A 21,384-nucleotide genomic window follows, 5' to 3' on the forward strand; every position below is an offset into this window, starting at 1 on the left:
ATTCCAGACGCGGCACGTTGATTACCGAGCCCCGATCGGGCTGGCAACTGCCGCAACGGGATCGTGACAGAGCTGAAGCAAAGCACGGAGGACGCGCATGGCGATGGAAGATGACGACCGGCCGCGGAAGAAGATTTCGCACGAGATCGGGCAGGACCTGTCGCTGCTCTCGGTCGAGGAATTGACCGACCGCATCGCGATGCTCTCGGCCGAAGTCGAGCGCTTGCGCGAGGCGGTCACCAAGAAGCGTGCCACCAAGGAAGCCGCCAACAGCTTCTTCAAGTCGTAGCGCTTACGCAACGATGCTTCCATCCGTCGTCCCGGACAAGTGAGCGAAGCGAACGCCGATCCGGGACCCATAACCACCACTGGTCGGGAGGGGCCGAGCTTGGCCCCAGCCTGCCGCAACAACGAGCGCCTGTGGTTATGGGTCCCCGGGTCAAGCCCGGGACGACAGCGCTATTGTCCCAAACTAGGCCAATGGCCGATATGGCAAACGAAGCTTAAACAAAATCGCTCATTTACGATCAATTAAGCTTTCTCGTTTATGACTGCATCGTCCTCGTTTGGACACCGAGTGGCTCCTGTCCACTCTGTTTGACGCCTCCCTGTTATCAACTTCAAAGCCGCCGGAAACGGCGGCTCTTTTTTGACTTTGTCACAGGCTTGTCGTCTCGCCATGCGGCCGGAAACCATAAATCCGGATGCGTCTGGACTCTTCGTCCCACAAGCGCAATGATTTGTTCACCATAGGCTGGCGCAAAGGCCGGCGGCGGGGAAAGGCATGATCCAAAAAAGATCATGCTCAAACAAAGATTAAAAGTGGCGTGAGGGCGTTAACCATGCTGGAGCGGTCGCAAAGCGATTCCGCACTTGTTCTGTTCAGTGAGCGGCTGACCAATTCTGCGGCGTTCGGAACCTTGTTCCGCGAGGGCATGGACCTGGTCGAGGAGACCGCGGCCTATCTCGATGGCGACGGCCGCAGCCAGGCCAAGGCGCTGGAACGTTCCGTCAGTCTGACCTATGCGACCGAAAGCATGCGCCTGACCACCCGCCTGATGCAGCTTGCCTCATGGCTGCTGCTGCATCGCGCGGTGAAGGAAGGCGAGATGACGCTGACCCAGGCCAATCGCGAAAAGACCAAGGTCAAGCTCTCCGCGGCCGATCCGGGCCCGGCGGAACTGATCGAGAAACTGCCGCAACCATTGCAGGAGCTGATCGCCCGCTCGATGAGCCTGCAGGCGCGCGTACGCCGGCTCGACAGCTCGATCCACGCGCCGCCCTCCGACCGAGCCGCGATCGGCAACCCGCTGGTGCCGCAGCTCAACCGCCTGAAGGCCGCGTTCGAGCAGTAAGCAGAAACTTCATCCACATGTCATTGCGACCCGTTGGCTCGCAATGACGGATGGAAACAAAAAACGCCCCTGAACGAGCAGGGGCGTTTTTGTTGGACTCGGAAAGGAGCGGGCGAAGCCGCTCACTCCTTTTTCAAAAAGCCCGAAAACTTCTTGTGGAACCGCGACACACGGCCGCCACGGTCGAGGATCTGCTGCGAGCCGCCGGTCCAGGCCGGATGCGACCTGGGGTCGATATCGAGCTGCAGCTTGTCGCCTTCCTTGCCCCAGGTGGAGCGGGTCTGGTACTCGGTGCCGTCGGTCATCACGACCGTAATCGTATGATAATTCGGGTGAATATCGGCTTTCATGGTAGTTCCTTCGGGGCGCCGGCGCCCGTCGCAAGTGGTCCAAAGATACGGGATTTGGGCGGCTCTATAGCGTAAGGGGACCCCTAAAACAAGCCATCGGAGGTTACCGGATTAGGACTCTTCCGGATTTGCCAGCCGCTGCGGCGGGGCCTATCTGGAAAAAGTAAAAACTGGTCCTTGTCCCGATGAGCGCAGCCGAACAGCTTGACCACCCGCCCAACACGATACCGCCGCGGCGCGACGCGCTGCTCGAAGGCGAAGCGCTGGTCGAATCCACCTTGACCGAGACGGAAACGAAGAGCCGCGCCAGGCTGAAGCCGCTGCTGGCGCTGGCGCCCTATGTGGCGCGCTACCGCGGACGGGCAATCCTCGCTCTGATCTCCCTGACCGTTGCGGCGATCACCACGCTGATCGTGCCGGTCGCGGTCCGCCGCATGATCGACTTCGGCTTCACGGCCGAAGGCATCGCAATGATCAACAGCTATTTCAGCGTGATGATCGCGGTGGTGGCGGTGCTCGCCGGCGCCAGCGCCTCGCGCTACTATCTGGTCATGACCATCGGCGAGCGCATCGTCGCCGATCTCCGGCGTGACGTGTTCGCGCATCTGATCTCGTTGTCGCCTTCCTTCTTCGATTCCGCGCGCAGCGGCGAGCTGGTGTCGCGCCTCACCGCCGATACCACCCAGATCAAGTCAGCGGTCGGCGCCTCCGTGTCGATCGCGCTCCGCAACATGATGCTGTTCCTCGGTGCCGCCGCGATGATGGTGGTGACCAGCCCGAAACTTTCCGGCTTCGTGCTCCTGGCGATCCCGATCATCGTGATCCCGCTGGTCGCGTTCGGGCGCTGGGTGCGGCGGTTGTCGCGCAATGCCCAGGACACGCTCGCCGAAGCCAGCGCCTATGCGTCCGAGCTGGTCGGCGCCATCAGGACCGTGCAGGCCTTCACCAGCGAGCGGCTCGCCGCCACGCGCTTCGGCCGCGAGGTCGAGCAGGCCTATGAGGCCGCGCGCAATTCCACTCGCGCTCGGGCCGTGCTTACGCTGATCATCATCTTCATCGTGTTCTCGAGCGTGGTCGCGATCCTCTGGGTCGGTTCGCACGACGTGCTCGCGGGGGCGATGACGCCGGGACGGTTGAGCCAGTTCATCCTCTACACCGCGTTTGCCGCCAGCGCCCTCGGCCAGCTCAGCGAGGTCTGGGGCGAGATTTCCGCCGCTTCCGGTGCGGCCGAGCGGCTGTTCGAGATCCTGCGGGTCAAGCCGGAGATCACGGCGCCGGCTACGCCGCGCGCGCTGCCGCAGCCCGCCCGCGGCGACGTCGCGTTCGACAATATCAGCTTCGCCTATCCGATGCGGCCGAAGGTGAAGGCGGTCGACGGCGTCTCGTTCGCCGTGCGCTCGGGCGAGAAGGTCGCGATCGTCGGTCCCTCCGGCGCCGGCAAGAGCACGCTGTTCCATCTCCTGCTGCGCTTCTACGATCCCGCCTCGGGCACGATCTCGTTCGACGGCGTGCCGATCCGGCAGGCGAACCCGAACGACGTGCGCTCGCGCATGGCGCTGGTGCCGCAGGATACCGTGGTGTTTGCGACGTCGGCGCGCGAGAACATCCGCTTCGGCCGGCCTGATGCGTCAGATGCCGAAGTCGAGCGCGCCGCCGACCTTGCGCATGCGACCGAGTTCCTGCGCCGCCTGCCCGGCGGTTTCGAGGCCCAGCTCGGCGAACGCGGCGTGACATTGTCGGGCGGCCAGCGCCAGCGCATCGCGATCGCGCGCGCGATCCTGCGCGACGCACCGCTGCTCTTGCTCGACGAAGCGACCTCCGCGCTCGATGCCGAAAGCGAGACGCTGGTGCAGACCGCGCTGGAGGAATTGATGCGCCACCGCACCACGCTCGTCATCGCGCACCGCCTTGCGACCGTGCTGTCCTGCGACCGCATCCTGGTGATGGAGCACGGCAGGATCGTCGAGCAGGGCACCCACGCCGAGCTGGTCGCCGCGAACGGGCTCTACGCCAGGTTGGCAAGATTGCAGTTTGAAGGCGCGTAAACTCGCCTCGTTCTCCAACCACAGGTGTTATCACCCGCGAAGGCGGGTGATCCAGTATTCCAGAGACAGTCGTGGGACACGGAGAAGCTGCGGCATACTGGATGCCCCGGCCAAGCCGGGGCATGACGGCGACGTTTGTGGAAAGCAATTGCCCGTTACGGCTTCCATTCCAACTTCAGCACAGGGCGTCCTGACGTCGGGTTGACGTCCTCGCCGGCATGCACAAAGCCGTTTCGTTCATAAAAACGGATGGCGCGCGCATTGTCCTTGTTCACGAGCAGCGTCACGCCATCAGGCGAAAGGCGCTTGGCTTCATCGACCAGAGCCGACGCGAGCTTCGAGCCCCAATGCACCGGATCGACCACGAGCTGGTCGAGATAGCCGCTTCCATCGATGGTCACGAAGCCGACCAGCGCATTCGCCTCTTCGGCGACGATGATGGTTGCCTTTGGCACCAGTTCGCCGCGCCAGCGCTCGCGCCACCACGCCACACGCGCATCGAAATCGATCGAGGGATAGGCCTGCTGCCAGGTGCGCCGCCAAAGCTCGATTGCTGCGTCCTCGTCCTCGGCGCGGTAGGGGCGGAGATTAAAAGGATCGCTCAAGCGGCCACCATCGCCGTCATGCCCGGGCTTGTCCCGGGCATCCACGTCCCTCCTGCTCGCGGCGCCAAAGAACGTGGATGGCCGGGACAGGCCCGGCCATGACGCTGTGGCGGCAGCCACGCCAACATTGCCGTTACCGTTCCGTCAGCTTCAGTTCGATGCGGCGGTTGCGCTTGTAGGCTTCCTCGGTCTGCGCGGCGTCGAGCGGCTGGAATTCGCCAAAGCCGGCGGCGACGAGCCGCTGCGCTGGCACCCCGAGCGAGACCAGATATTGCACCACCGAGATCGCGCGAGCGGCGGAGAGATCCCAGTTCGACTTGAACACCGGGCTGTTGATCGGCCGCACGTCGGTGTGGCCGTCGACGCGGAGCACCCAGGGGATCTCGCTTGGGATCTGCTTGTCGAGGTCGATCAGGGCGGCCGCGAGCTTGTCGAGTTCGGCGCGGCCTTCGGGCAACAGCGTGGCTTGTCCGGTGTCGAAGAAGACTTCCGACTGGAACACGAAGCGGTCGCCGACGATGCGGATGTCCGGCCGGTTGCCCAGGATGGCGCGCAGGCGGCCGAAGAACTCCGAGCGGTATCTCGACAGCTCCTGCACCCGCTGCGCCAGCGCCACGTTCAATCGCTGGCCGAGATCGGCGATGCGGCCCTGCGATTCCTTGTCGCGTTTCTCGGAGGCATCGAGCGCTTCCTCGAGCGCAGCGAGCTGGCGGCGCAATGCGCTGATCTGCTGGTTCAGCACCTCGATCTGCGCCAGTGCCCGCGAGGAGACCTGTTTCTCGGAATCGAGCGCCTTGGTGAGCTCGGTGGCACGGCCCTGCGCATCGCTGCCGGCATTGGCGAGGCCCTCATAGAGTCCCTTGATGCGGTCGCGCTCGCCTTCGGCCGACGCAAGCCCGGCGCGGAGCTGGGCTATCTGTTCGCCGAGGCTGAGCTTGCCGAGCTTTTCCAGCGACAGCATATCGTTGAGCTGAGCGATCTTGGCGTTGAGCTGCTCCAGCGCCTTGTCCTTGCCGGAGACTTCCTGCGACAGGAAGAACTGCACCACCAGGAACACCGAGAGCAGGAACACGATCGACAGCACCAGAGTCGACAGCGCGTCCACAAAGCCCGGCCAGTAGTTGAAGCCGGATTCACCGCGGCGGGCACGGGCAAGGGCCATTTTGACTCTCTTCTAGCCAGTAATTGTACTTCGACAGCAGCCCCGGGTTACACCTCTCCCGGAGGGAGAGGTCGGATCGCATTGGCGATCCGGGTGGCTCTCGTCCGTCTTCAAATCGGCACCGTCTCTCTAACTCTTCTCGGGCTGGCGCGCGAGGCGTTCGAGCAGGCGCTTGATCTCCCGGTTCTGCTCGCCCTGGCCGTCGGCCCATTCCCGGATCATCTGTTGCTCGGTGCGCATATGCGCAACCAGCCCCTGGATCGCTTCAGCGAGATTGGCCATCGCCGCCGTGGTGCCGCGGGTTCCGGCGCCTTCCTCCACCGCGACGCGCAGCCGCTCGATCGCGTGCTGCAGGTTGCCGCCGGCACCTGCGACTGCGACGCCGTCACCGCCGCCATATTCGCGCACGGTGGTGGCGAGCCAGTCCTCGAGGTCGGTGTAGAAACGGTTCTGCGCCTGGCTCGATTGCAGGTCGAGGAAGCCGAGGATCAGGGAACCGGCGAGGCCGAACAGCGAGGACGAGAACGAGATGCCCATGCCGCCGAGCGGCGCGGCCAGGCCTTCTTTCAGTGTGTCGAACAGTGCGCCGGCGTCACCGCCGACCTTCAGCCCGTCGATCACCTTGCCGACGGAACCGACGGTTTCGATCAGGCCCCAGAAGGTGCCGAGCAGGCCGAGGAACACTAGCAGGCCGGTCATGTAGCGCGAGATGTCGCGCGCCTCGTCCAGGCGGGTCGCGATGGAATCGAGCAGATGCCGCATCGTCTGCTGCGAGATCGACATTCGCCCGCTTCGCTCGCCGCCGAGGATCGCCGCCATCGGCGCCAGCAATGTCGGTCGCCGATCAATCGCGAGCCCTGGATCGGCAATCCGGAAATTGTTGACCCATCGCACCTCGGGATAGAGCCGGATCACCTGGCGGAACGACAGGATGATGCCGATCAACAGCACCGCGCCGATCAGCGCGTTCAGCCCCGGATTGGCGAAGAAGGCGACGACGATCTGCTTGTAGAGGACGATGCCGATCAGCGCGCACAGCACCAGAAATACCAGCATCCGCACCAGGAAGATCCGTGGAGAGGACAATTTGCTGAGTTCGGTCTCCATGTCGGAGCGGGGAGAGGAGGGCATTGCCGGCATGTCCGTTGCGAAAAGCCGCGTTGGGCAGCCAATATGGCACAGCGGCCATGGGAAGAAAGATCGGAAACCGGAGTGTCACCAGAACTCCGACTGATGTGGCGTGATCGGCTGCTTCAATGCGACCGGAAATGCTGCCCTGGATGCGAGGTTGCGGAACCTAGGCTCGTGGTTGGGGCTCTCGGAATGGAGTAGGCCCGTCATGGGGCACGAACTCGCGTGGTGAGTCGGTAGTCGGCGCAGCTCTCGATCGGCGTAATAAAATACCTACAAGCTTCGATAGAATTGATGTCACAATCCGGTGAATCGAAGAAAGCTTTTCTAACTCAAGGTGTTCCCGTATGTGACATTGAGCCGCCCGCCCGATGTATTGCGTCGCAGCACCCTGCTCTTATCCTAATCACCGTGGATGGCGTGGAGTCGGCAGCGACGCCGCGCTTGGACTTGTGTTCAACAACTCAAACTCGGGGCGACGCTTTCAATGTCCGGACTACGCGCGCGAACGGCATGCATTCTCCTGATGCTGGCCGCCACGGCGCCACTACTAGCCGGCTGTGACGAGCCGACTGCCGCGACCGCTGCGGCGGAGGCTCCCTTACCCGAGGTCAGCATTGTCGTCGCCAAGCCGCAGCCGCGGGCGGTGCTGCGCGAGTTGCCCGGTCGCGTCGCGCCGACGCGAGTCGCCGAAGTCCGCCCGCGCGTTTCCGGCATCGTCGTCGAGCGCCTCTTCCACCAGGGCACCGAAGTCAAGGCCGGCGATCCCCTGTATCGTATCGATCCGCGGCCGTTCGAGGTCGAGGTGCAGTCGAATCAGGCCGCGCTCGCGCGGGCCAAGGCCGTGCTCGATCAGGCGGTTCAGCACGCGCATCGCGTCACCACGCTGTACAGCCAGAAGGCGATGCCCGAAGCCGAAAACGAGAAGGCGATCGCCGCGCAGCGCCAGGCCGAAGCCGATGTTGCGGCGCGTGAGGCCGATCTCGCGCGCGCCAAGCTCAATCTGGATTATGCAACCATCCGCGCGCCGATCGACGGCATTGTCGGCGCCGCCCTGGTCAGCGAAGGCGCGCTGGTGGTGCAGAACGATCCCACTTCGCTTGCGACCATCCAGCAGATCGACCCGATCTATGCCGACTTCACCCAGTCGGTCACCGAGCTCAACCAACTGCGCCGCGCATTCGAGACCGGCGAGCTTGACCGCATCGCGGCCGACGCGATGAAGGTGCGCCTCGTGCAGGACGATGGTGCGCTCTATCCAATTTCAGGCAAGCTCCTGTTCTCGGACGCCAAGGTCGACGCCTATACCGGGCAGGTGACGCTTCGCGGTGAGTTCCCGAATCCCAGGCGCGAATTGCTGCCGGGAATGTATGTGCGTGTGCTGATCGAGCAGGGCATCGACTCTGACGCGATCGCCGTGCCGCAGCAGGCGATCCAGCGCAACGGCGGCGGCGGCAGCGAGGTTTTCCTGGTCAAGGACGATGGGCACGTCGCGGTGCAGGCTGTGCGCACCGGTTCGCTGCAGAACGGACAGGTGTTCGTGACCGAAGGTCTGAAGTCCGGCGACCGTGTCGTGGTCGAGGGCTTCCAGAAATTCGCGGCAGGCGACAAGGTCCGGCCGCAGGCGTTCACCGAGTCGGCGGATGCTTCGATCGGTGGGCAGGGTGAAAATAAAGCCGCGCAAGCGCTGCGGTGATCGGAGATGCCGAGCTTCTTCATCGACAGGCCGATCTTTGCCTGGGTCGTCGCGCTCTTCATATGCCTGATCGGCGCGATCTCGATTCCGCTGCTGGCGATCGCGCAATATCCGATCATCGCGCCGCCCTCGATCTCGATCTCGACCAGCTATCCCGGCGCCTCACCGGAAAACCTCTATAACAGCGTCACCCGGCTGATCGAGGAGGAACTGAACGGCGCCAACGGCATCTTGAATTTCGAATCGACCAGCGACTCGCTGGGCCAAGTCGAAATCATCGCCAATTTCGTGCCGGGCACCGAAACCAGCCAGGCCTCCGTCGAGGTGCAGAACCGCCTCAAGCGCATCGAGGCGCGCCTGCCGCGCGCCGTGATCCAGCAGGGCATCCTGGTCGAGGAAGCCTCCAGCGCCGTGCTGCAGATCATCACACTGAACTCGACCGACGGCAGCCTCGACGAGGTCGGCCTCGGCGATTTCATGATCCGCAACGTGCTCGGCGAAATCCGCCGCATTCCCGGCGTCGGCCGCGCCACGCTCTATTCGACCGAGCGCTCCTTACGCATCTGGCTCGACCCGGCAAAGCTGGTCGGCTATCGGTTGACCGCCGATGACGTCAACAAGGCGATATCAGCGCAGAACGCGCAGGTCGCATCGGGCAGCATCGGCGCCGAGCCGGCGACGGACGCGCAGCGGGTCTCGGCGCTCGTTCTGGTGAAGGGGCAGCTCTCCTCGCCGGACGAGTTCGGCGCCATCATCCTGCGCGCCAACCCGGACGGCTCGACGGTGCGCCTGCGCGACGTCGCACGGATCGAGATCGGCGGCCTCAGCTACCAGTTCCAGACGCGCCTCAACGGCAAGCCGACGGCGGGCCTCTCGGTGCTGCTGTCGCCGACGGGCAACGCGCTGGCGACCGCAAGCGCGGTGGAAGCCAAGATGAAGGAGCTGTCGCGCTTCTTCCCGGCCAACATCTCCTACGAGATCCCCTACAACATCACGCCCGTGGTCGAGGCGGCGATCGAGAAGGTGCTGTCGACGCTGGTCGAAGCCGTGGTGCTGGTCTTCATCGTGATGTTCCTGTTCCTGCAGAACATCCGCTACACCATCATTCCGACCATCGTGGTGCCCGTCGCGCTGCTTGGGGCCTGCGCAACGCTGATGATCCTCGGCTACTCCATCAACATGCTGACCATGTTCGGCATGGTGCTCGCGGTCGGCATCCTCGTCGACGACGCCATCGTCGTGGTGGAGAACGTCGAGCGCATCATGGCCGAAGAGGGGCTGTCGCCGAAGGAGGCGACGCGCAAGGCGATGTCGCAGATCACCGGCGCCATCATCGGCATCACGCTGGTGCTGGTCGCCGTGTTCATCCCGATGGCCTTCTTCCCGGGATCTGTCGGCATCATCTATCGGCAGTTCTCGGTCACCATGGTCGCCGCCATCTCGTTCTCCGCGCTGCTTGCGATGTCGCTGACGCCGGCGCTGTGCGCGACGTTGCTCAAGCCCGTGACTGCCGGGCACGGCCATGCCCGCAGGGGCGTGTTCGGCTGGTTCAACCGTGGGCTCGATGCAACCCGCGGCGGCTACACACGCACGGTCGGCGCGACGCTGAAGCGTACCGGGCGCCTGATGCTGATCTATGTCGCGCTCCTGGTCGGGTTGGGCTGGGGTTTCGTGCGGCTGCCCGGCGGCTTCCTGCCGGTCGACGACCAGGGCTTCATCACGACCGACGTGCAGACGCCGTCCGATTCGTCCTACGCCCGCACCGAGGCCGCGATCGAGAAGGTCGAGAAATATCTCCTGGCGCGCTCCGCCGTCGAGAACGTCACGTTCCTCACCGGCTTCAGCTTTCTCGGCCAGGGCTTCAACACCGCGCAGGCCTTCATCACGCTGAAGGACTGGTCGGAGCGTGGTCCGAAGGATTCGGCGGCCGCGATCGTCGCGGACATCAACCGCGACCTGTCATCGATCCGCGACGCCAGGATCTCGGCGCTGCAGCCGCCGCCGATCGACAATCTCGGCAACTCCTCCGGCTTCTCGTTCCGCCTGCAGGACCGCGGGCAGAAGGGCTATGCCGCGCTCACTGCCGCCGCCGACCGCCTCGTCGCGGACGCCAATGCCAGCCCGGTGCTGCAAAAGGTCTATATCGAAGGCCTGCCGCCGGCGCCGCAGGTCAATCTGGTGATCGACCGCGAAAAGGCCGGCGCGTTCGGCGTCACCTTCGAGGACATCAACAATACGATCTCGACCAATCTTGGCTCGAACTACATCAACGATTTCCCGAACCGCGGCCGCATGCAGCGCGTCGTGGTGCAGGCGGACAAGTTCACCCGCATGAATGCGGATGACATCCTGAACTACAACGTCAAGAACAACCGCGGCCAGCTCGTGCCGTTCTCATCGTTCGCCTCGATCGAATGGCAGAAGGGGCCGACCCAGATCGCGGGCTTCAACTATTATCCCGCGGTGCGCATCTCAGGCGAGGCGCGCCCAGGTTACACCTCGGGCGATGCCCTGAACGAGATGGAGCGGCTCGCCGGCCTGTTGCCGCGCGGTTTCGGCTACGAGTGGACCGGCCAGTCGCTGCAGGAAAAACTCTCGGGCTCGCAGGCGCCGTTCCTGCTGGCCTTGTCGGTGCTGGTGGTCTTCCTGCTGCTCGCTGCACTCTATGAAAGCTGGACGATTCCACTCGCGGTGCTCTTGACCATCCCGCTCGGTGTTACCGGCGCTGTGATAGCCGCCACGATGCGGGGACTACCGAACGACGTCTATTTCACCGTCGGCCTGATCACCATCATCGGCCTTGCCGCCAAGGACGCCATCCTGATCATCGAATTCGCGAAGGATTTGCGTGCCCATGGCAAGCCGCTGATCGAGGCGACTATCGAAGCCTGTTCGTTGCGCTTCCGCCCGATCCTGATGACCGGCCTCGCCTTCGTGTTCGGCGTGTTCCCGATGGCGATCGCCACCGGCGCCGGCGGCGCCAGCCAGCAGGCGCTCGGCACCGTCGTGATGGGCGGCATGATCGCGGTCGTGATCCTGGCGCTGCTGATGGTCCCGGTGTTCTTCGTCAGCGTCCAGCGTGTGCTCGCCGGCGACCGCGAGCCGAAGGACGCCAAGGCACAGCAGCCGCACGGACCGCCGGCACCGGCTCCCCAGAAGCCATAAGCACAATCGATGTCATGCCCCGCGCAGGCAGGGCATCCAGTACTCACCGGATCGGAGAAGGCGCACCACTGGCGCCGCGGATTACTGGATCATCCGCCTTCGCGGATGATGACGGCGAGTGTGGTGGTGCGAGCGGAAGCGCCGGTTACCCCAGCGGCTTCAGAATCTTCACAAGCTCGCCGTGCACGAATTCGTTGCCGCACACCACGTGCCCCGTTTTCAGCGGATCGTCATTGCCCGCGATCCCGCTCACGGTGCCGCCGGCTTCGCGCACCATGATCTGGCCGGCGGCGATGTCCCAGGGCTGCAGGTTGCGTTCCCAATAGCCGTCGAGGCGGCCGGCGGCGACGAAGGCGAGGTCGAGTGAGGCGGCGCCGAAGCGGCGGAAGCCGGCGACCCTGTTCTGCAGCGCGGTCATCTCCTTCAGTGCCAGTCCATGGTCGCCGCGGCCGATATGGGGCAGCCCGCAGGCAACCACGCATTCGTCGAGCTTGCGGCGGCCGGCGACGCGCAGCCGCTGGTCGTTGAGGAAGGCGCCCTTGCCGCGCTCGGCGATATAGAGCTCGTCATTGGCGGGGTTGTAGATCACCCCGGCAATCACCGTGCCCTCGCGCGCCAGCGCGATCGAGATCGCGAATTGCGGGATGCCGTGCAGGAAGTTGGTGGTGCCGTCGAGCGGATCGACGATCCAGCTATGGCTCTTGTCGCTGCCCTCGCGGGTGCCGCCTTCCTCGCCGATAAAGGCATAGCCCGGGCGGGCTTTGGCGAGGTCGGTGTAGAGCATCTCCTCGGCGCGCTTGTCGGCCAGCGAGACGAAATTCGCCGGCCCCTTCAGTGACACCTGCAGGTGCTCGATCTCGCCGAGATCGCGCTTGAGGCTGCGGCCGGCGCGGCGCGCGGCCTTGACCATGACGTTGATGAGGGCGGAATAGAGCATGATGGAGGCTTGTCGGGTGGGGGGACGGCCCAATGTCGTCGGAGATTTCCGATCTGCGTGCCCTCTCGGAATGGCGCCGTCAAGGCGTCATTTGCCGGTGCCGAGCCATTTGCGCGCGGCCTCCTCGGCCTTGGCGCGGTCCTGCGGGCTCATGTCCAGCAATATCTCGTCCAATTCCGGATCGCCCTTGCCGGCGGTCTTGGCGACGGTGTGCCATTTCAGCGCCTCGACCTTGTCCTGCGGCACGCCCTGGCCGGTGGCGAGCAGGCGGGCGAGGCGGTTCTGCGCGATCGGCGAGTTCTGTCGGGCGGCCTTTCGTAACAGCGCCACCGCCGCCGGCTGGTTCCGCGGCGTGCCGGAGCCGTTGTAAAGCGCGATCGCATATTCGACCTCGGCATCGACATTGTCGGCGAGCGAGGCCGCCTGCAACAGCCGCACCGATTTCTCGAGATCCTTGGGCACGCCGGTGCCCTCCTTGTAGAACGTCGCGAGCGCGTATTGCGCTTCGGGACTGCCGGCGTCGGCCGCCATGCGCAACAATTCGGCACAGCGCTTGAGGTCCTGCGGCAGCGTCTGGCCGTCGAGATAGAGCAGCGCCAGGTTATAGGCCGCCTTGGGATTGCCGAGCTTGGCCGAGGACGCCAGCAGCTTCACCGCCTCGTCTTTGTTCACGGGGGCGCCGCGGCCCGCAAGCCGCATCATCGCGAGCGCGAACATCGCCTCGCGGTCGCCGGCATCGGACGCACGCTGGTACCATTCGATGGCCTTGCCATAATCGCGCTTGATGCCAAGCCCGTTGGCATAGAGCTCGCCCAGCATGGTCATCGCCTTGGGGTCGCGGGCGTAGTTCGCGCGGTTGGTGGCGAGGTCGAAGGTGGTCTTGTAGAGGCCGCGCTGATAGGCGCCGTAGACGAGATCGACGTTGGGATCGTCGAACGGGTGCGTCGGACTCGGCGATGGTGTCGGCGAGGGCGCCGGCTTCGGCGCAGCCTGCTTCTTCTCTGCAGCGGCCTTCGGCTTTGGCGTGTGCTTCGGCTCTTCCTTCTTCGGAGCCGGCTTGCTGGCCGGCGCCTGCGCCGCGGGCGGCGTCAGCGAAACCTGCGCGACCGCGCCCGTCGTCGTCAGCACAGCGCAGCCGAGCACCACCGCTATCGGACGCAGGAGGCTCATTCCGGCGTCAGTCCTGCCCGTGCTTTCTCGGACGCGCTGGCATGCGCTTCCTGGATGGTCGCGCCGACCTCGGCGAGCGCTGTGCCGGCGCCGCGCGGATCGGCGAAGATGAAGTCGCCGACCAGGACGAAGTCTGCGCCGGCGGATGCAAATTCAAAAGCCTCTTCGCGCGAGGTGGCGTAGCCGACGCAGGGCGGCTCGAACAACTCTTCCCACCAGCTCAGCCGCTCGGCAATTGCCTGCGCCGACGGCCGCTGCCCGCGCGCGTCGGGCTCGCCGAACAGCACGTAATCGGCGCCGAGCTCGCCCGCGGCCATCGATTCGTGCCGCGTCGGCAGTCCGCCGACGCCGGCGATGCGGTCCGGCTTCAGCGACGGCAGCGCCTCCTCCAGCGCGGCAAGGCCGGTGAGATGCGCGCCGTCGGCGCCGGCACGTGCGACGAGCTCGACATGGCCGTCGATCAGGAGCGCGGCGCCGGAGTTCTGGATCACCGGCGCCAGCGCCTTCACGCGCGAGATCATCGTGCGCTGGTCGGTCTCGCGCAGCCGCACCAGCACGGCCGCGACGTCGGCCGCGGCAAGCAGGAGAGGCAGGCTTGCGACGAGTTCAGAGGGATCGTCCACTATCGGCGTCGCGAGATAAAGGCGCGGCGCCGGGCGCGGCGGAACGGGCTTTGCGGCCAACTATGCCACCTTCTTTTCCAGGCCGGTCTCCCACTCACCCTTGCTCGCGAGCGCGTTCATGCGCGCGCGGTGGGTGAAGGCGCGCTGGCCGGCCGCGACATTCTCGGCCTTGCCGGACCATGCCTTTTGCGGCGCCGCCTGCAGCGCGCGACCGTAGGAGAAGGTGAGCTTCCAGGGCAGGCCGCCGATCCGGTTCATCGCGTCAAGATGCGCGGTCGCCTCTTCATCGCTCTGGCCGCCGGAGAGGAAGGCGATGCCCGGCACGGCCGCGGGCACGCAGGCTTTCAGCAGGCGGATGGTCTTTTCCGCGACCTCCTGCACCGGTGCCTGCTTCGGGCTCTTCTTGCCGGATATAGCCATGTTCGGCTTCAGCACCATGCCTTCGAGTTCGACGCGCTGCGCGAACAATTCCTGGAATACGGTGTGGAGCACGTGTTGCGTCACCTCATAGCAGCGGTCGATGTCGTGGCCGCCGTCCATCAGCACTTCCGGCTCGACGATCGGCACGATCTGTGCAGCCTGGCACAGCGCGGCGTAGCGCGCCAGCGCATGCGCATTGACATGGATCGCGGTCGTGGTGGGGATACCCTGGCCGTCAGTGCCGCTGCCGATGTCGATCACCGCGCGCCATTTCGCGAAGCGCGCGCCGCGCTCGTAATATTTCTTCAGGCGCTCGGCGAGCTTGTCGAGGCCGACGGTCACCAGTTCGCCGGGGCAGCCGGGCAGGGCTTGCGTGCCTTCGTCCACCTTGATGCCGGGGATGCTGCCGGCCTGCTCGATCAGCTTGACCAGCGGCGTGCCGTCCTTCGCGTTCTGCCAGATCGTCTCGTCATAGAGGATGACGCCGGAGACATATTTGGTCATTGCCTCCGTCGAGCGAAACAGCATCTCGCGGTAGTCGCGACGGTTCTCCTCGGTCGATTCCACGCCGATCGCGTCGAAGCGCTTCTTGATGGTCCCTGAGGATTCGTCGGCGGCCAAAATGCCCTTGCCCGGGGTGACCATGGCAAGCGCGATCTTGTTGAGGTCAGCGAGATTCATGGAACGTCCTCCAGATGGTTTCATGCCCTTGCAAACCAAAATAGGCGGTTATCGGGCAATTGCCTAGAAAACGTTCGCCGCGGCGGATGGTTTGCGGCCGGTCAAAACAGGACGAGATTAACGCAAGTAGTACCACAACGTGCGCTGCCCTCCCTCTCCCGCTTGCGGGGGAGGGAGGGGTGGGGGTGCTTCCGCAATGAACACTCCCGGTGGGGAGAGAGCCCTCACCCGCTGCGCCAAGGGCGCAGCGACCTCTCCCGCAAGCGGGAGAGGTGAAACGAGCCACGCGGCCTCACGCCACCTTCGGATCGAGCTCGCCCTTTGCGTAGCGCTTGGCCATTTCCGCCGTGGTCAGCACCTTCTTGATCTTGCTGGCCTGGCCGGCGGTATTGAACTCCTGCAGCCGCTGCTTGCACAGCTTGGTCATCGCTTCCATCGCGGGCTTCAAATATTTGCGCGGATCGAACTCTTCCGGGTGCTCCTTGAACACCTTGCGGATCTGCCCGGTCATCGCCATGCGATTGTCGGTATCGATGTTGATCTTGCGCACGCCGTTCTTGATGCCGCGCTGGATCTCGGAGACAGGCACGCCCCAGGTCGGCTTCATCTTGCCGCCAAACTCGTTGATGATGTCCTGCAGATCCTGCGGCACCGAGGAGGAGCCGTGCATGACCAGATGCGTGTTCGGCAGCTTGCGGTGGATCTCCTCGATCACGTTCATGGCGAGGATGTCGCCGTCCGGCTTGCGGGTGAACTTGTAGGCGCCGTGCGAGGTGCCCATCGCGATCGCGAGCGCATCGACGTTGGTCTCCTTCACGAACTTCACGGCTTCGTCAGGATTGGTGAGGAGCTGGTCGTGGGAGAGCTTGCCTTCGGCGCCGTGGCCATCTTCCTTGTCGCCCATGCCGGTCTCGAGCGAGCCGAGCACGCCGAGTTCGCCTTCCACCGAAATGCCGCCGAGATGGGCCATGTTGGTGACCGTCCTGGTCACCCCGACATTGTAGTCCCAGTCGCCGGGCGTCTTGCCGTCGGCTTTCAGCGAACCGTCCATCATCACGGAGGTGAAGCCGGCCTGGATCGCGGTCATGCAGGTGGCGGGCTCGTTGCCGTGGTCGAGATGCACGCAGACCGGAATCTGCGGATAGATCTCGGTGAGGGCGTCCATCATGTGCTTGAGCATGACGTCATTGGCATAGGCGCGGGCGCCGCGGGAGGCCTGGATGATGACGGGCGCGTCGACGCTCGAGGCTGCCTCCATGATCGACAGCGCCTGCTCCATATTGTTGATGTTGAAGGCCGGCACCCCGTAATCGTGCTCAGCCGCATGGTCGAGCAGTTGCCGCAAGGTAATGCGAGCCATCCGGATTCTCCCTGTATTTACAGCGCGTTCGCGCTTCAGCTGGTCTCAATTGCGCATGATCTGATCGGAAAACCGGTATCCACTTTTCCGGATCATGCGTTAGCGGATCTTCAAGACTTCGACGCCCGGCAGCGGCTTGCCTTCCATCCATTCAAGAAACGCGCCGCCGGCGGTCGAGACATAGGTGAAATCTTGCGCGACGCCGGCCTGGTTCAGCGCCGCGACGGTGTCGCCGCCGCCCGCGACCGAAAGCAGTTTCTTGGCCTTGGTGCGCTCGGCGGCGTGCTTGGCTGCCACCATGGTGCCGCGGTCGAACGGCGTCAGCTCGAAGGCGCCGAGCGGGCCGTTCCACACCAGCGTCGCCGCATCGTCGATCGCGGCATGGATGCGGGCGATCGATTGTGGGCCGACGTCGAGGATCATGCCCTCGGCCGGGATCGCGTCCAGGCCGTAAGCATGCGACGGCGAATTGGCCGCGAAGTGGAAGGCGACGACAGCGTCGACCGGAAGGATGATAGCGCAGTTGGAGGCCGCGGCCTTGTCCAGGATGCGTAGCGCCGTCGCGGCGAGATCCTTCTCGGCAAGCGACTTGCCGATGCCGACGCCCTGCGCGTGCAGGAAGGTGTTGGCCATGCCGCCGCCGATCACGAGCGCGTCGACCTTGGTCACGAGATTTTCGAGAAGGTCGATCTTGGTGGAAACCTTGGCGCCGCCGATGATCGCGATGACAGGCTTGGTCGGCGCTTCCAATGCCTTGCCGAGCGCATCGAGCTCGGCCTGCATGGTGCGTCCGGCATAGGCCGGCAGCTTGTGGCCGAGGCCTTCGGTCGAGGCATGGGCGCGGTGCGCCGCCGAGAACGCGTCATTGACCCAGATGTCGCCGAGCTTTGCCAATTCAGCGACGAAGGCCGGATCGTTCTTCTCTTCCTCCTTGTGGAAGCGCGTGTTCTCCAGACAGAGGATATCGCCGTCCTTCAGCGCCGCCACGGCCTTTGCCGCGGCCTCGCCGATGCAGTCGTCGGCGAAAGCAACCGGCTTCTTGATCACCTTCGACAGCGCTTCGGCGACCGGCTTCAGCGACTCCTTGGGATCGCGTCCCTTGGGACGCCCGAAATGCGCAAGCAGGATGACCTTGCCGCCCTTGTCGGAAAGCTCGGCAATCGTCGGCGCAACGCGCTCGAGCCGCGTGGTATCGGTGACGCGGCCACTTTCCATGGGCACGTTGAGGTCGACGCGGAGCAGCACGCGTTTGCCCTTCACGTCGACGTCGTCGAGGGTGCGGAATGATTTTGTCATTGGAGTGTCCTCTGCGGCCATCCCTCAAGACGCCGCACCAGGCGCGGCTCCTTAAGGATGAGGTCTCTCCCTCATGGTGAAGGCGCGCGCTTTCGCGCGCGTCCCGAACCAAGAGGCCGAGAAATCAGAGCAGCTTCCCGATCGCGACCGCGGTGTCGGCCATGCGGTTGGAGAAGCCCCACTCGTTGTCGTACCAGGACATCACCCGCACCAGGGTGCCGTTCAGCACCTTGGTCTGGTCCATGTGGAAGGTCGACGAATGCGGGTCGTGGTTGAAGTCGATCGAGACATTGGGCGCGGTGGTGTAGCCCAGGATGCCCTTGAGCTGCTGCTCCGAGGCGCGCTTCATCGCCTCGTTGATTTCCTTGGCGTCGGTCGCACGCTTGGCGACGATCTTCAGGTCCACCACCGAGACGTTCGGGGTCGGCACGCGGATCGCGACACCGTCGAGCTTGCCTTTCAGTTCCGGCAGGACCAGGCCGATCGCCTTGGCCGCACCGGTCGAGGTCGGGATCATCGACATCGCCGCCGCGCGGCCGCGGTAGAGATCCTTGTGCAGCGTGTCCAGCGTCGGCTGGTCGCCGGTATAGGCGTGGATCGTCGTCATGAAGCCGGTCTCGATGCCCACAGTGTCGTTCAGCACCTTCGCCACCGGCGCGAGACAGTTGGTGGTGCAGGAGCCGTTGGAGATGACCAGGTGATCCTTGGTCAGCGTGTCATGGTTGACGCCATAGACGATAGTGGCATCGGCGCCATCGGCAGGCGCGGAGACCAGCACGCGCTTGGCGCCGGCCGTCAGATGCGCGGACGCCTTGTCCTTCGCCGTGAAGATGCCGGTGCATTCCAGCGCGACGTCGACGCCGAGTTCCTTCCAGGGCAGCTTGGACGGATCGCGCTCGGCCGACACCTTGATCTTGCCGCTGCCGAGATTGATCGTATCGCCATCGACGGTGACGGTGCCCGGGAAACGGCCGTGCACGGAGTCGAAACGGAGCAGATGGGCATTGGTCTCGACTGGGCCGAGATCGTTGATCCCGACCACTTCGATATCCTTGCGGCCGGCCTCGGCGATGGCTCGAAGCACATTGCGGCCGATGCGGCCGAACCCGTTGATCGCGACCCGGACTGCCATGCTGTTTCACTCCTCTAATAGCTGTTGCCGTCCCCGCTGGCGCGTGCTCCAGCGAGGGTGTTACGGCGGATCGCCCGGTTCGGCCGGACGAGGACGGATTAGATAGAGGTTACCTAGTCCTTTTTCGGGGCAAGCTCAACCGCTAGCCAACGCGCTTCAGGGCAGCGTTAACGGCGGCCTCGGCGGTAATTCCGAAGTGCTTGAAAAGGTCCTTGGCCGGTGCGCTGGCGCCGAAACCGTGCATGCCGATGAATTCGCCGTCCTGGCCGATGACGGCATCCCAGCCCCACCGCACGGCTGCCTCGATCGCGATCTTGACCGGCGCATTGCCGATGATGGCCTTTTTCCGGTCATCCGGCTGCGCCAGCAACAATTCGAGCGAGGGTACCGACACCACCCGCGACGGGATGCCGCGCTCGCTGAGCTGTTTCTGCGCGTCGACGGCGATCTGGACCTCGGAACCTGACGCGAAGAATGACACTTTTGCGTCACCTTGCGCCGCGACCAGCTCATAGGCGCCGTGGCTGCACGGACTATCGGCAGGCGCGGTGGTTCGAAGCTGCGGCAGGTTCTGTCGTGTCAGCGCCAGCACGGTCGGGCCGTCGATCCGGTTCAGCGCGAGCTCCCAGCATTCTGCAACCTCGACGGCATCGCAGGGGCGGAACACGCGCATGTTGGGAATGGCGCGCAGCGCGGAGAGATGTTCGACCGGCTGGTGCGTCGGGCCGTCTTCGCCGAGCCCGATCGAGTCGTGAGTCATGACATAGACGACGCCGGTACCCATCAACGCCGCAAGCCGCATCGCCGGCCGCGCATAGTCGGTGAACACCAGGAAGGTGGCGCCGTTCGGCGCAAAGCCGCCATGCAGGAAGATGCCGTTCATCGCCGCCGCCATGCCGTGCTCGCGGATGCCGTAATGGATGAAGCGGCCCTTCGGCGTCTTGGCGGAGAAGTTGGTCGCCGATTTCGCCTTGTTGTTGTTGGAGCCGGTGAGGTCGGCCGAGCCGGCCAGAAACTCCATCGGCATCGCAGCCGCGATCACCTCGATCGCGGCCTCCGATGATTTTCGGGTCGCGACGTTGAGCGGGTTTTCGAGCAGCGCCTTCTTGTGCCCCTTCAGCGCCTTTGCCAGCGAAGCCGGCCGCTCGTGCCGCAGCCGGCGCTCGAATTCGGCACGCTTGCGGCTGCCGAGTTCGGCATAGCGTGCTTCCCACTCCTGGCGCTCCGCGGCGCCGCGCGCGCCGGCTTCGCGCCAGGCCTGCAGTACATCATCCGGCACCGAGAACGGTTCGAGCGAGATGCCGAGCTTTTCCTTGGCGCCCTTCAGTTCGTCGGCGCCGAGCGCTTCGCCGTGGACTTTGTTGGTGCCGGCCTTGGTCGGCGCGCCATAGCCGATCGTGGTCTTGCAGGCGATCAGCGTCGGCTTGCTCGATTTCTGCGCGCGCGCGATCGCGTCCGCGATCGCTTTCTGATCCTGGCCGTTGATGTGCTCGGCCGCCCAGCCCGCCGACTTGAATCGCTTCACCTGGTCGACGGAGTCGGCGAGCGATGTCGGGCCGTCGATCGAGATGCCGTTGTCGTCATAGAGCACGATCATCTTGTTGAGCCGCCAGTGGCCGGCGAGCGCGATCGCTTCCTGCGATACGCCTTCCATCAAGTCGCCGTCGGAGGCGAGCACGTAGGTGTGATGGTTGACGATCTTCTTGCCGAATTCGGCGGCGAGCATCTTCTCCGCCACCGCCATGCCGACCGCGGTCGAGATGCCCTGGCCGAGCGGGCCGGTGGTGGTCTCGATGCCCTTGGTGTGGAAATTCTCGGGATGCCCCGGCGTCAGCGAGCCCAGTTGACGGAAGTGCTTGAGCTGGTCGAGCGTCATGTCCTTGTTGCTGCCAGTAAGGTACAGCAGCGAATAGAGCAGCATCGAGCCGTGGCCAGCCGAGAGCACGAAACGGTCGCGGTCCGGCCAGGCGGGGTCGGCCGCATCGAATTTCAGAAACTGTGTAAACAGGACCGTCGCAACGTCCGCCGCACCCATCGGCAGCCCGGGATGGCCGGATTTCGCCTTCTCGACCGCATCCATTGCGAGCCCGCGAATGGCGTTGGCCATACGGGTGTGATCGACCTGCGTCATGATGAAAATCCGTCTGAAATGAGAGGCTTGGCTTGCATGTGCGCCGCCCGGAGGGCCGCCATATGCGGGTGGTAGGTACGGGATGAGGGGGCTGGATAGCACCTGAATCCCGGAAGTCCAAGGGA

Annotated in this window: 17 protein-coding genes; 5 read left to right on the plus strand and 12 right to left on the minus strand. The window is 64.6% G+C overall.

The features are described 5' to 3' along the window. Positions 1–97 precede the first annotated feature (97 nt). Positions 98–289, plus strand: a complete 192-nt coding sequence (locus ACVJGD_RS33690) for a DUF1192 domain-containing protein (protein WP_456638241.1) — start codon at positions 98–100, stop codon at positions 287–289. Positions 290–842: 553 nt separating this feature from the next. Then, the gene (gene rcdA, locus ACVJGD_RS33695; RefSeq protein ID WP_456638242.1) at positions 843–1,355 is read left to right on the plus strand and encodes a protease adaptor protein RcdA; all 513 of its coding nucleotides are present in this window, start codon (positions 843–845) and stop codon (positions 1,353–1,355) included. 122 nt (positions 1,356–1,477) lie between these two features. Here the strand turns inward: rcdA and rpmE are convergent, their stop codons facing one another. Further along, positions 1,478–1,705 (minus strand): 50S ribosomal protein L31, encoded by a 228-nt coding sequence (gene rpmE / locus ACVJGD_RS33700; RefSeq protein ID WP_456638243.1) that lies wholly within the window; start codon positions 1,703–1,705, stop codon positions 1,478–1,480. A 185-nt stretch (positions 1,706–1,890) separates the two neighbouring features. Here rpmE and ACVJGD_RS33705 point away from each other — a divergent pair, with 185 nt between their 5' ends. After that, a complete protein-coding gene (locus ACVJGD_RS33705) occupies positions 1,891–3,750 on the plus strand; it encodes an ABC transporter ATP-binding protein/permease (RefSeq protein WP_456638244.1) in 1,860 nt (619 codons plus the stop codon). Positions 3,751–3,905: 155 nt separating this feature from the next. Here the strand turns inward: ACVJGD_RS33705 and ACVJGD_RS33710 are convergent, their stop codons facing one another. The 3 genes from ACVJGD_RS33710 to ACVJGD_RS33720 form a co-directional block, all read right to left on the minus strand. Then, entirely contained in the window at positions 3,906–4,400 is a 495-nt protein-coding gene (locus ACVJGD_RS33710; protein ID WP_456638245.1) for a GNAT family N-acetyltransferase, read from the minus strand. An 88-nt stretch (positions 4,401–4,488) separates the two neighbouring features. Next, complete coding sequence (locus ACVJGD_RS33715) at positions 4,489–5,517, minus strand: peptidoglycan -binding protein (protein ID WP_456638246.1); 1,029 nt, start codon at positions 5,515–5,517, stop codon at positions 4,489–4,491. 129 nt (positions 5,518–5,646) lie between these two features. Next, complete coding sequence (locus tag ACVJGD_RS33720; protein WP_456638247.1) at positions 5,647–6,648, minus strand: flagellar motor protein MotA; 1,002 nt, start codon at positions 6,646–6,648, stop codon at positions 5,647–5,649. A 487-nt stretch (positions 6,649–7,135) separates the two neighbouring features. Here ACVJGD_RS33720 and ACVJGD_RS33725 point away from each other — a divergent pair, with 487 nt between their 5' ends. Together ACVJGD_RS33725 and ACVJGD_RS33730 are read left to right on the plus strand one after the other, a co-directional pair. Then, positions 7,136–8,344 carry an efflux RND transporter periplasmic adaptor subunit gene (locus ACVJGD_RS33725; protein ID WP_456638248.1) on the plus strand — a complete coding sequence of 403 codons (1,209 nt, stop codon included), beginning with the start codon at positions 7,136–7,138 and terminating at the stop codon, positions 8,342–8,344. Positions 8,345–8,350: 6 nt separating this feature from the next. Further along, positions 8,351–11,509, plus strand: coding sequence for a multidrug efflux RND transporter permease subunit (locus ACVJGD_RS33730; protein ID WP_456638249.1), 3,159 nt, complete (start codon positions 8,351–8,353; stop codon positions 11,507–11,509). A gap of 145 nt (positions 11,510–11,654) precedes the next feature. On the opposite strand, the gene ACVJGD_RS33735 is transcribed toward ACVJGD_RS33730, so the two are convergent. The 8 genes from ACVJGD_RS33735 to tkt all read right to left on the minus strand — a co-directional run bounded on the left by ACVJGD_RS33735 (position 11,655) and on the right by tkt (position 21,259). Next, on the minus strand, positions 11,655–12,446 hold the full coding sequence (locus tag ACVJGD_RS33735) for an inositol monophosphatase family protein (RefSeq protein ID WP_456638250.1): 792 nt from the start codon (positions 12,444–12,446) through the stop codon (positions 11,655–11,657). Positions 12,447–12,533: 87 nt separating this feature from the next. Then, the gene (locus ACVJGD_RS33740; protein WP_456638251.1) at positions 12,534–13,616 is read right to left on the minus strand and encodes an SEL1-like repeat protein; all 1,083 of its coding nucleotides are present in this window, start codon (positions 13,614–13,616) and stop codon (positions 12,534–12,536) included. Continuing rightward, positions 13,613–14,299: a thiamine phosphate synthase gene (locus ACVJGD_RS33745; protein ID WP_456638252.1), complete on the minus strand. Its 687-nt coding sequence runs from the start codon at positions 14,297–14,299 to the stop codon at positions 13,613–13,615. The genes ACVJGD_RS33740 and ACVJGD_RS33745 overlap by 4 nt, the downstream gene beginning before the upstream one ends. Then, positions 14,300–15,340: a class I fructose-bisphosphate aldolase gene (locus ACVJGD_RS33750; RefSeq protein ID WP_456638253.1), complete on the minus strand. Its 1,041-nt coding sequence runs from the start codon at positions 15,338–15,340 to the stop codon at positions 14,300–14,302. A 292-nt stretch (positions 15,341–15,632) separates the two neighbouring features. Then, positions 15,633–16,700 carry a class II fructose-bisphosphate aldolase gene (gene fba, locus ACVJGD_RS33755; RefSeq protein WP_456638254.1) on the minus strand — a complete coding sequence of 356 codons (1,068 nt, stop codon included), beginning with the start codon at positions 16,698–16,700 and terminating at the stop codon, positions 15,633–15,635. A 99-nt stretch (positions 16,701–16,799) separates the two neighbouring features. Further along, the gene (locus ACVJGD_RS33760; RefSeq protein ID WP_456638255.1) at positions 16,800–17,996 is read right to left on the minus strand and encodes a phosphoglycerate kinase; all 1,197 of its coding nucleotides are present in this window, start codon (positions 17,994–17,996) and stop codon (positions 16,800–16,802) included. Between the two features lie 124 nt (positions 17,997–18,120). Continuing rightward, the gene (gene gap / locus ACVJGD_RS33765) at positions 18,121–19,128 is read right to left on the minus strand and encodes a type I glyceraldehyde-3-phosphate dehydrogenase (protein ID WP_456638256.1); all 1,008 of its coding nucleotides are present in this window, start codon (positions 19,126–19,128) and stop codon (positions 18,121–18,123) included. Positions 19,129–19,270: 142 nt separating this feature from the next. Continuing rightward, a complete protein-coding gene (gene tkt / locus ACVJGD_RS33770; RefSeq protein ID WP_456638257.1) occupies positions 19,271–21,259 on the minus strand; it encodes a transketolase in 1,989 nt (662 codons plus the stop codon). Between the last annotated feature and the right edge of the window lie 125 nt (positions 21,260–21,384).

It is taken from the genome of Bradyrhizobium sp. USDA 10063, from assembly GCF_054063735.1.

What these genes read in the sequence shown, in the direction of transcription:
- ACVJGD_RS33690 (WP_456638241.1), top strand. Translation starts at nt 98, where the DNA reads ATGGCGATGGAAGATGACGACCGGCCGCGGAAGAAGATTTCGCACGAG.
- rcdA (WP_456638242.1), top strand. Translation starts at nt 843, where the DNA reads ATGCTGGAGCGGTCGCAAAGCGATTCCGCACTTGTTCTGTTCAGTGAG.
- rpmE (WP_456638243.1), bottom strand. Translation starts at nt 1,705, where the DNA reads ATGAAAGCCGATATTCACCCGAATTATCATACGATTACGGTCGTGATG.
- ACVJGD_RS33705 (WP_456638244.1), top strand. Translation starts at nt 1,891, where the DNA reads ATGAGCGCAGCCGAACAGCTTGACCACCCGCCCAACACGATACCGCCG.
- ACVJGD_RS33715 (WP_456638246.1), bottom strand. Translation starts at nt 5,517, where the DNA reads ATGGCCCTTGCCCGTGCCCGCCGCGGTGAATCCGGCTTCAACTACTGG.
- ACVJGD_RS33720 (WP_456638247.1), bottom strand. Translation starts at nt 6,648, where the DNA reads ATGCCCTCCTCTCCCCGCTCCGACATGGAGACCGAACTCAGCAAATTG.
- ACVJGD_RS33725 (WP_456638248.1), top strand. Translation starts at nt 7,136, where the DNA reads ATGTCCGGACTACGCGCGCGAACGGCATGCATTCTCCTGATGCTGGCC.
- ACVJGD_RS33730 (WP_456638249.1), top strand. Translation starts at nt 8,351, where the DNA reads ATGCCGAGCTTCTTCATCGACAGGCCGATCTTTGCCTGGGTCGTCGCG.
- ACVJGD_RS33735 (WP_456638250.1), bottom strand. Translation starts at nt 12,446, where the DNA reads ATGCTCTATTCCGCCCTCATCAACGTCATGGTCAAGGCCGCGCGCCGC.
- ACVJGD_RS33740 (WP_456638251.1), bottom strand. Translation starts at nt 13,616, where the DNA reads ATGAGCCTCCTGCGTCCGATAGCGGTGGTGCTCGGCTGCGCTGTGCTG.
- ACVJGD_RS33750 (WP_456638253.1), bottom strand. Translation starts at nt 15,340, where the DNA reads ATGAATCTCGCTGACCTCAACAAGATCGCGCTTGCCATGGTCACCCCG.
- fba (WP_456638254.1), bottom strand. Translation starts at nt 16,700, where the DNA reads ATGGCTCGCATTACCTTGCGGCAACTGCTCGACCATGCGGCTGAGCAC.
- ACVJGD_RS33760 (WP_456638255.1), bottom strand. Translation starts at nt 17,996, where the DNA reads ATGACAAAATCATTCCGCACCCTCGACGACGTCGACGTGAAGGGCAAA.
- gap (WP_456638256.1), bottom strand. Translation starts at nt 19,128, where the DNA reads ATGGCAGTCCGGGTCGCGATCAACGGGTTCGGCCGCATCGGCCGCAAT.
- tkt (WP_456638257.1), bottom strand. Translation starts at nt 21,259, where the DNA reads ATGACGCAGGTCGATCACACCCGTATGGCCAACGCCATTCGCGGGCTC.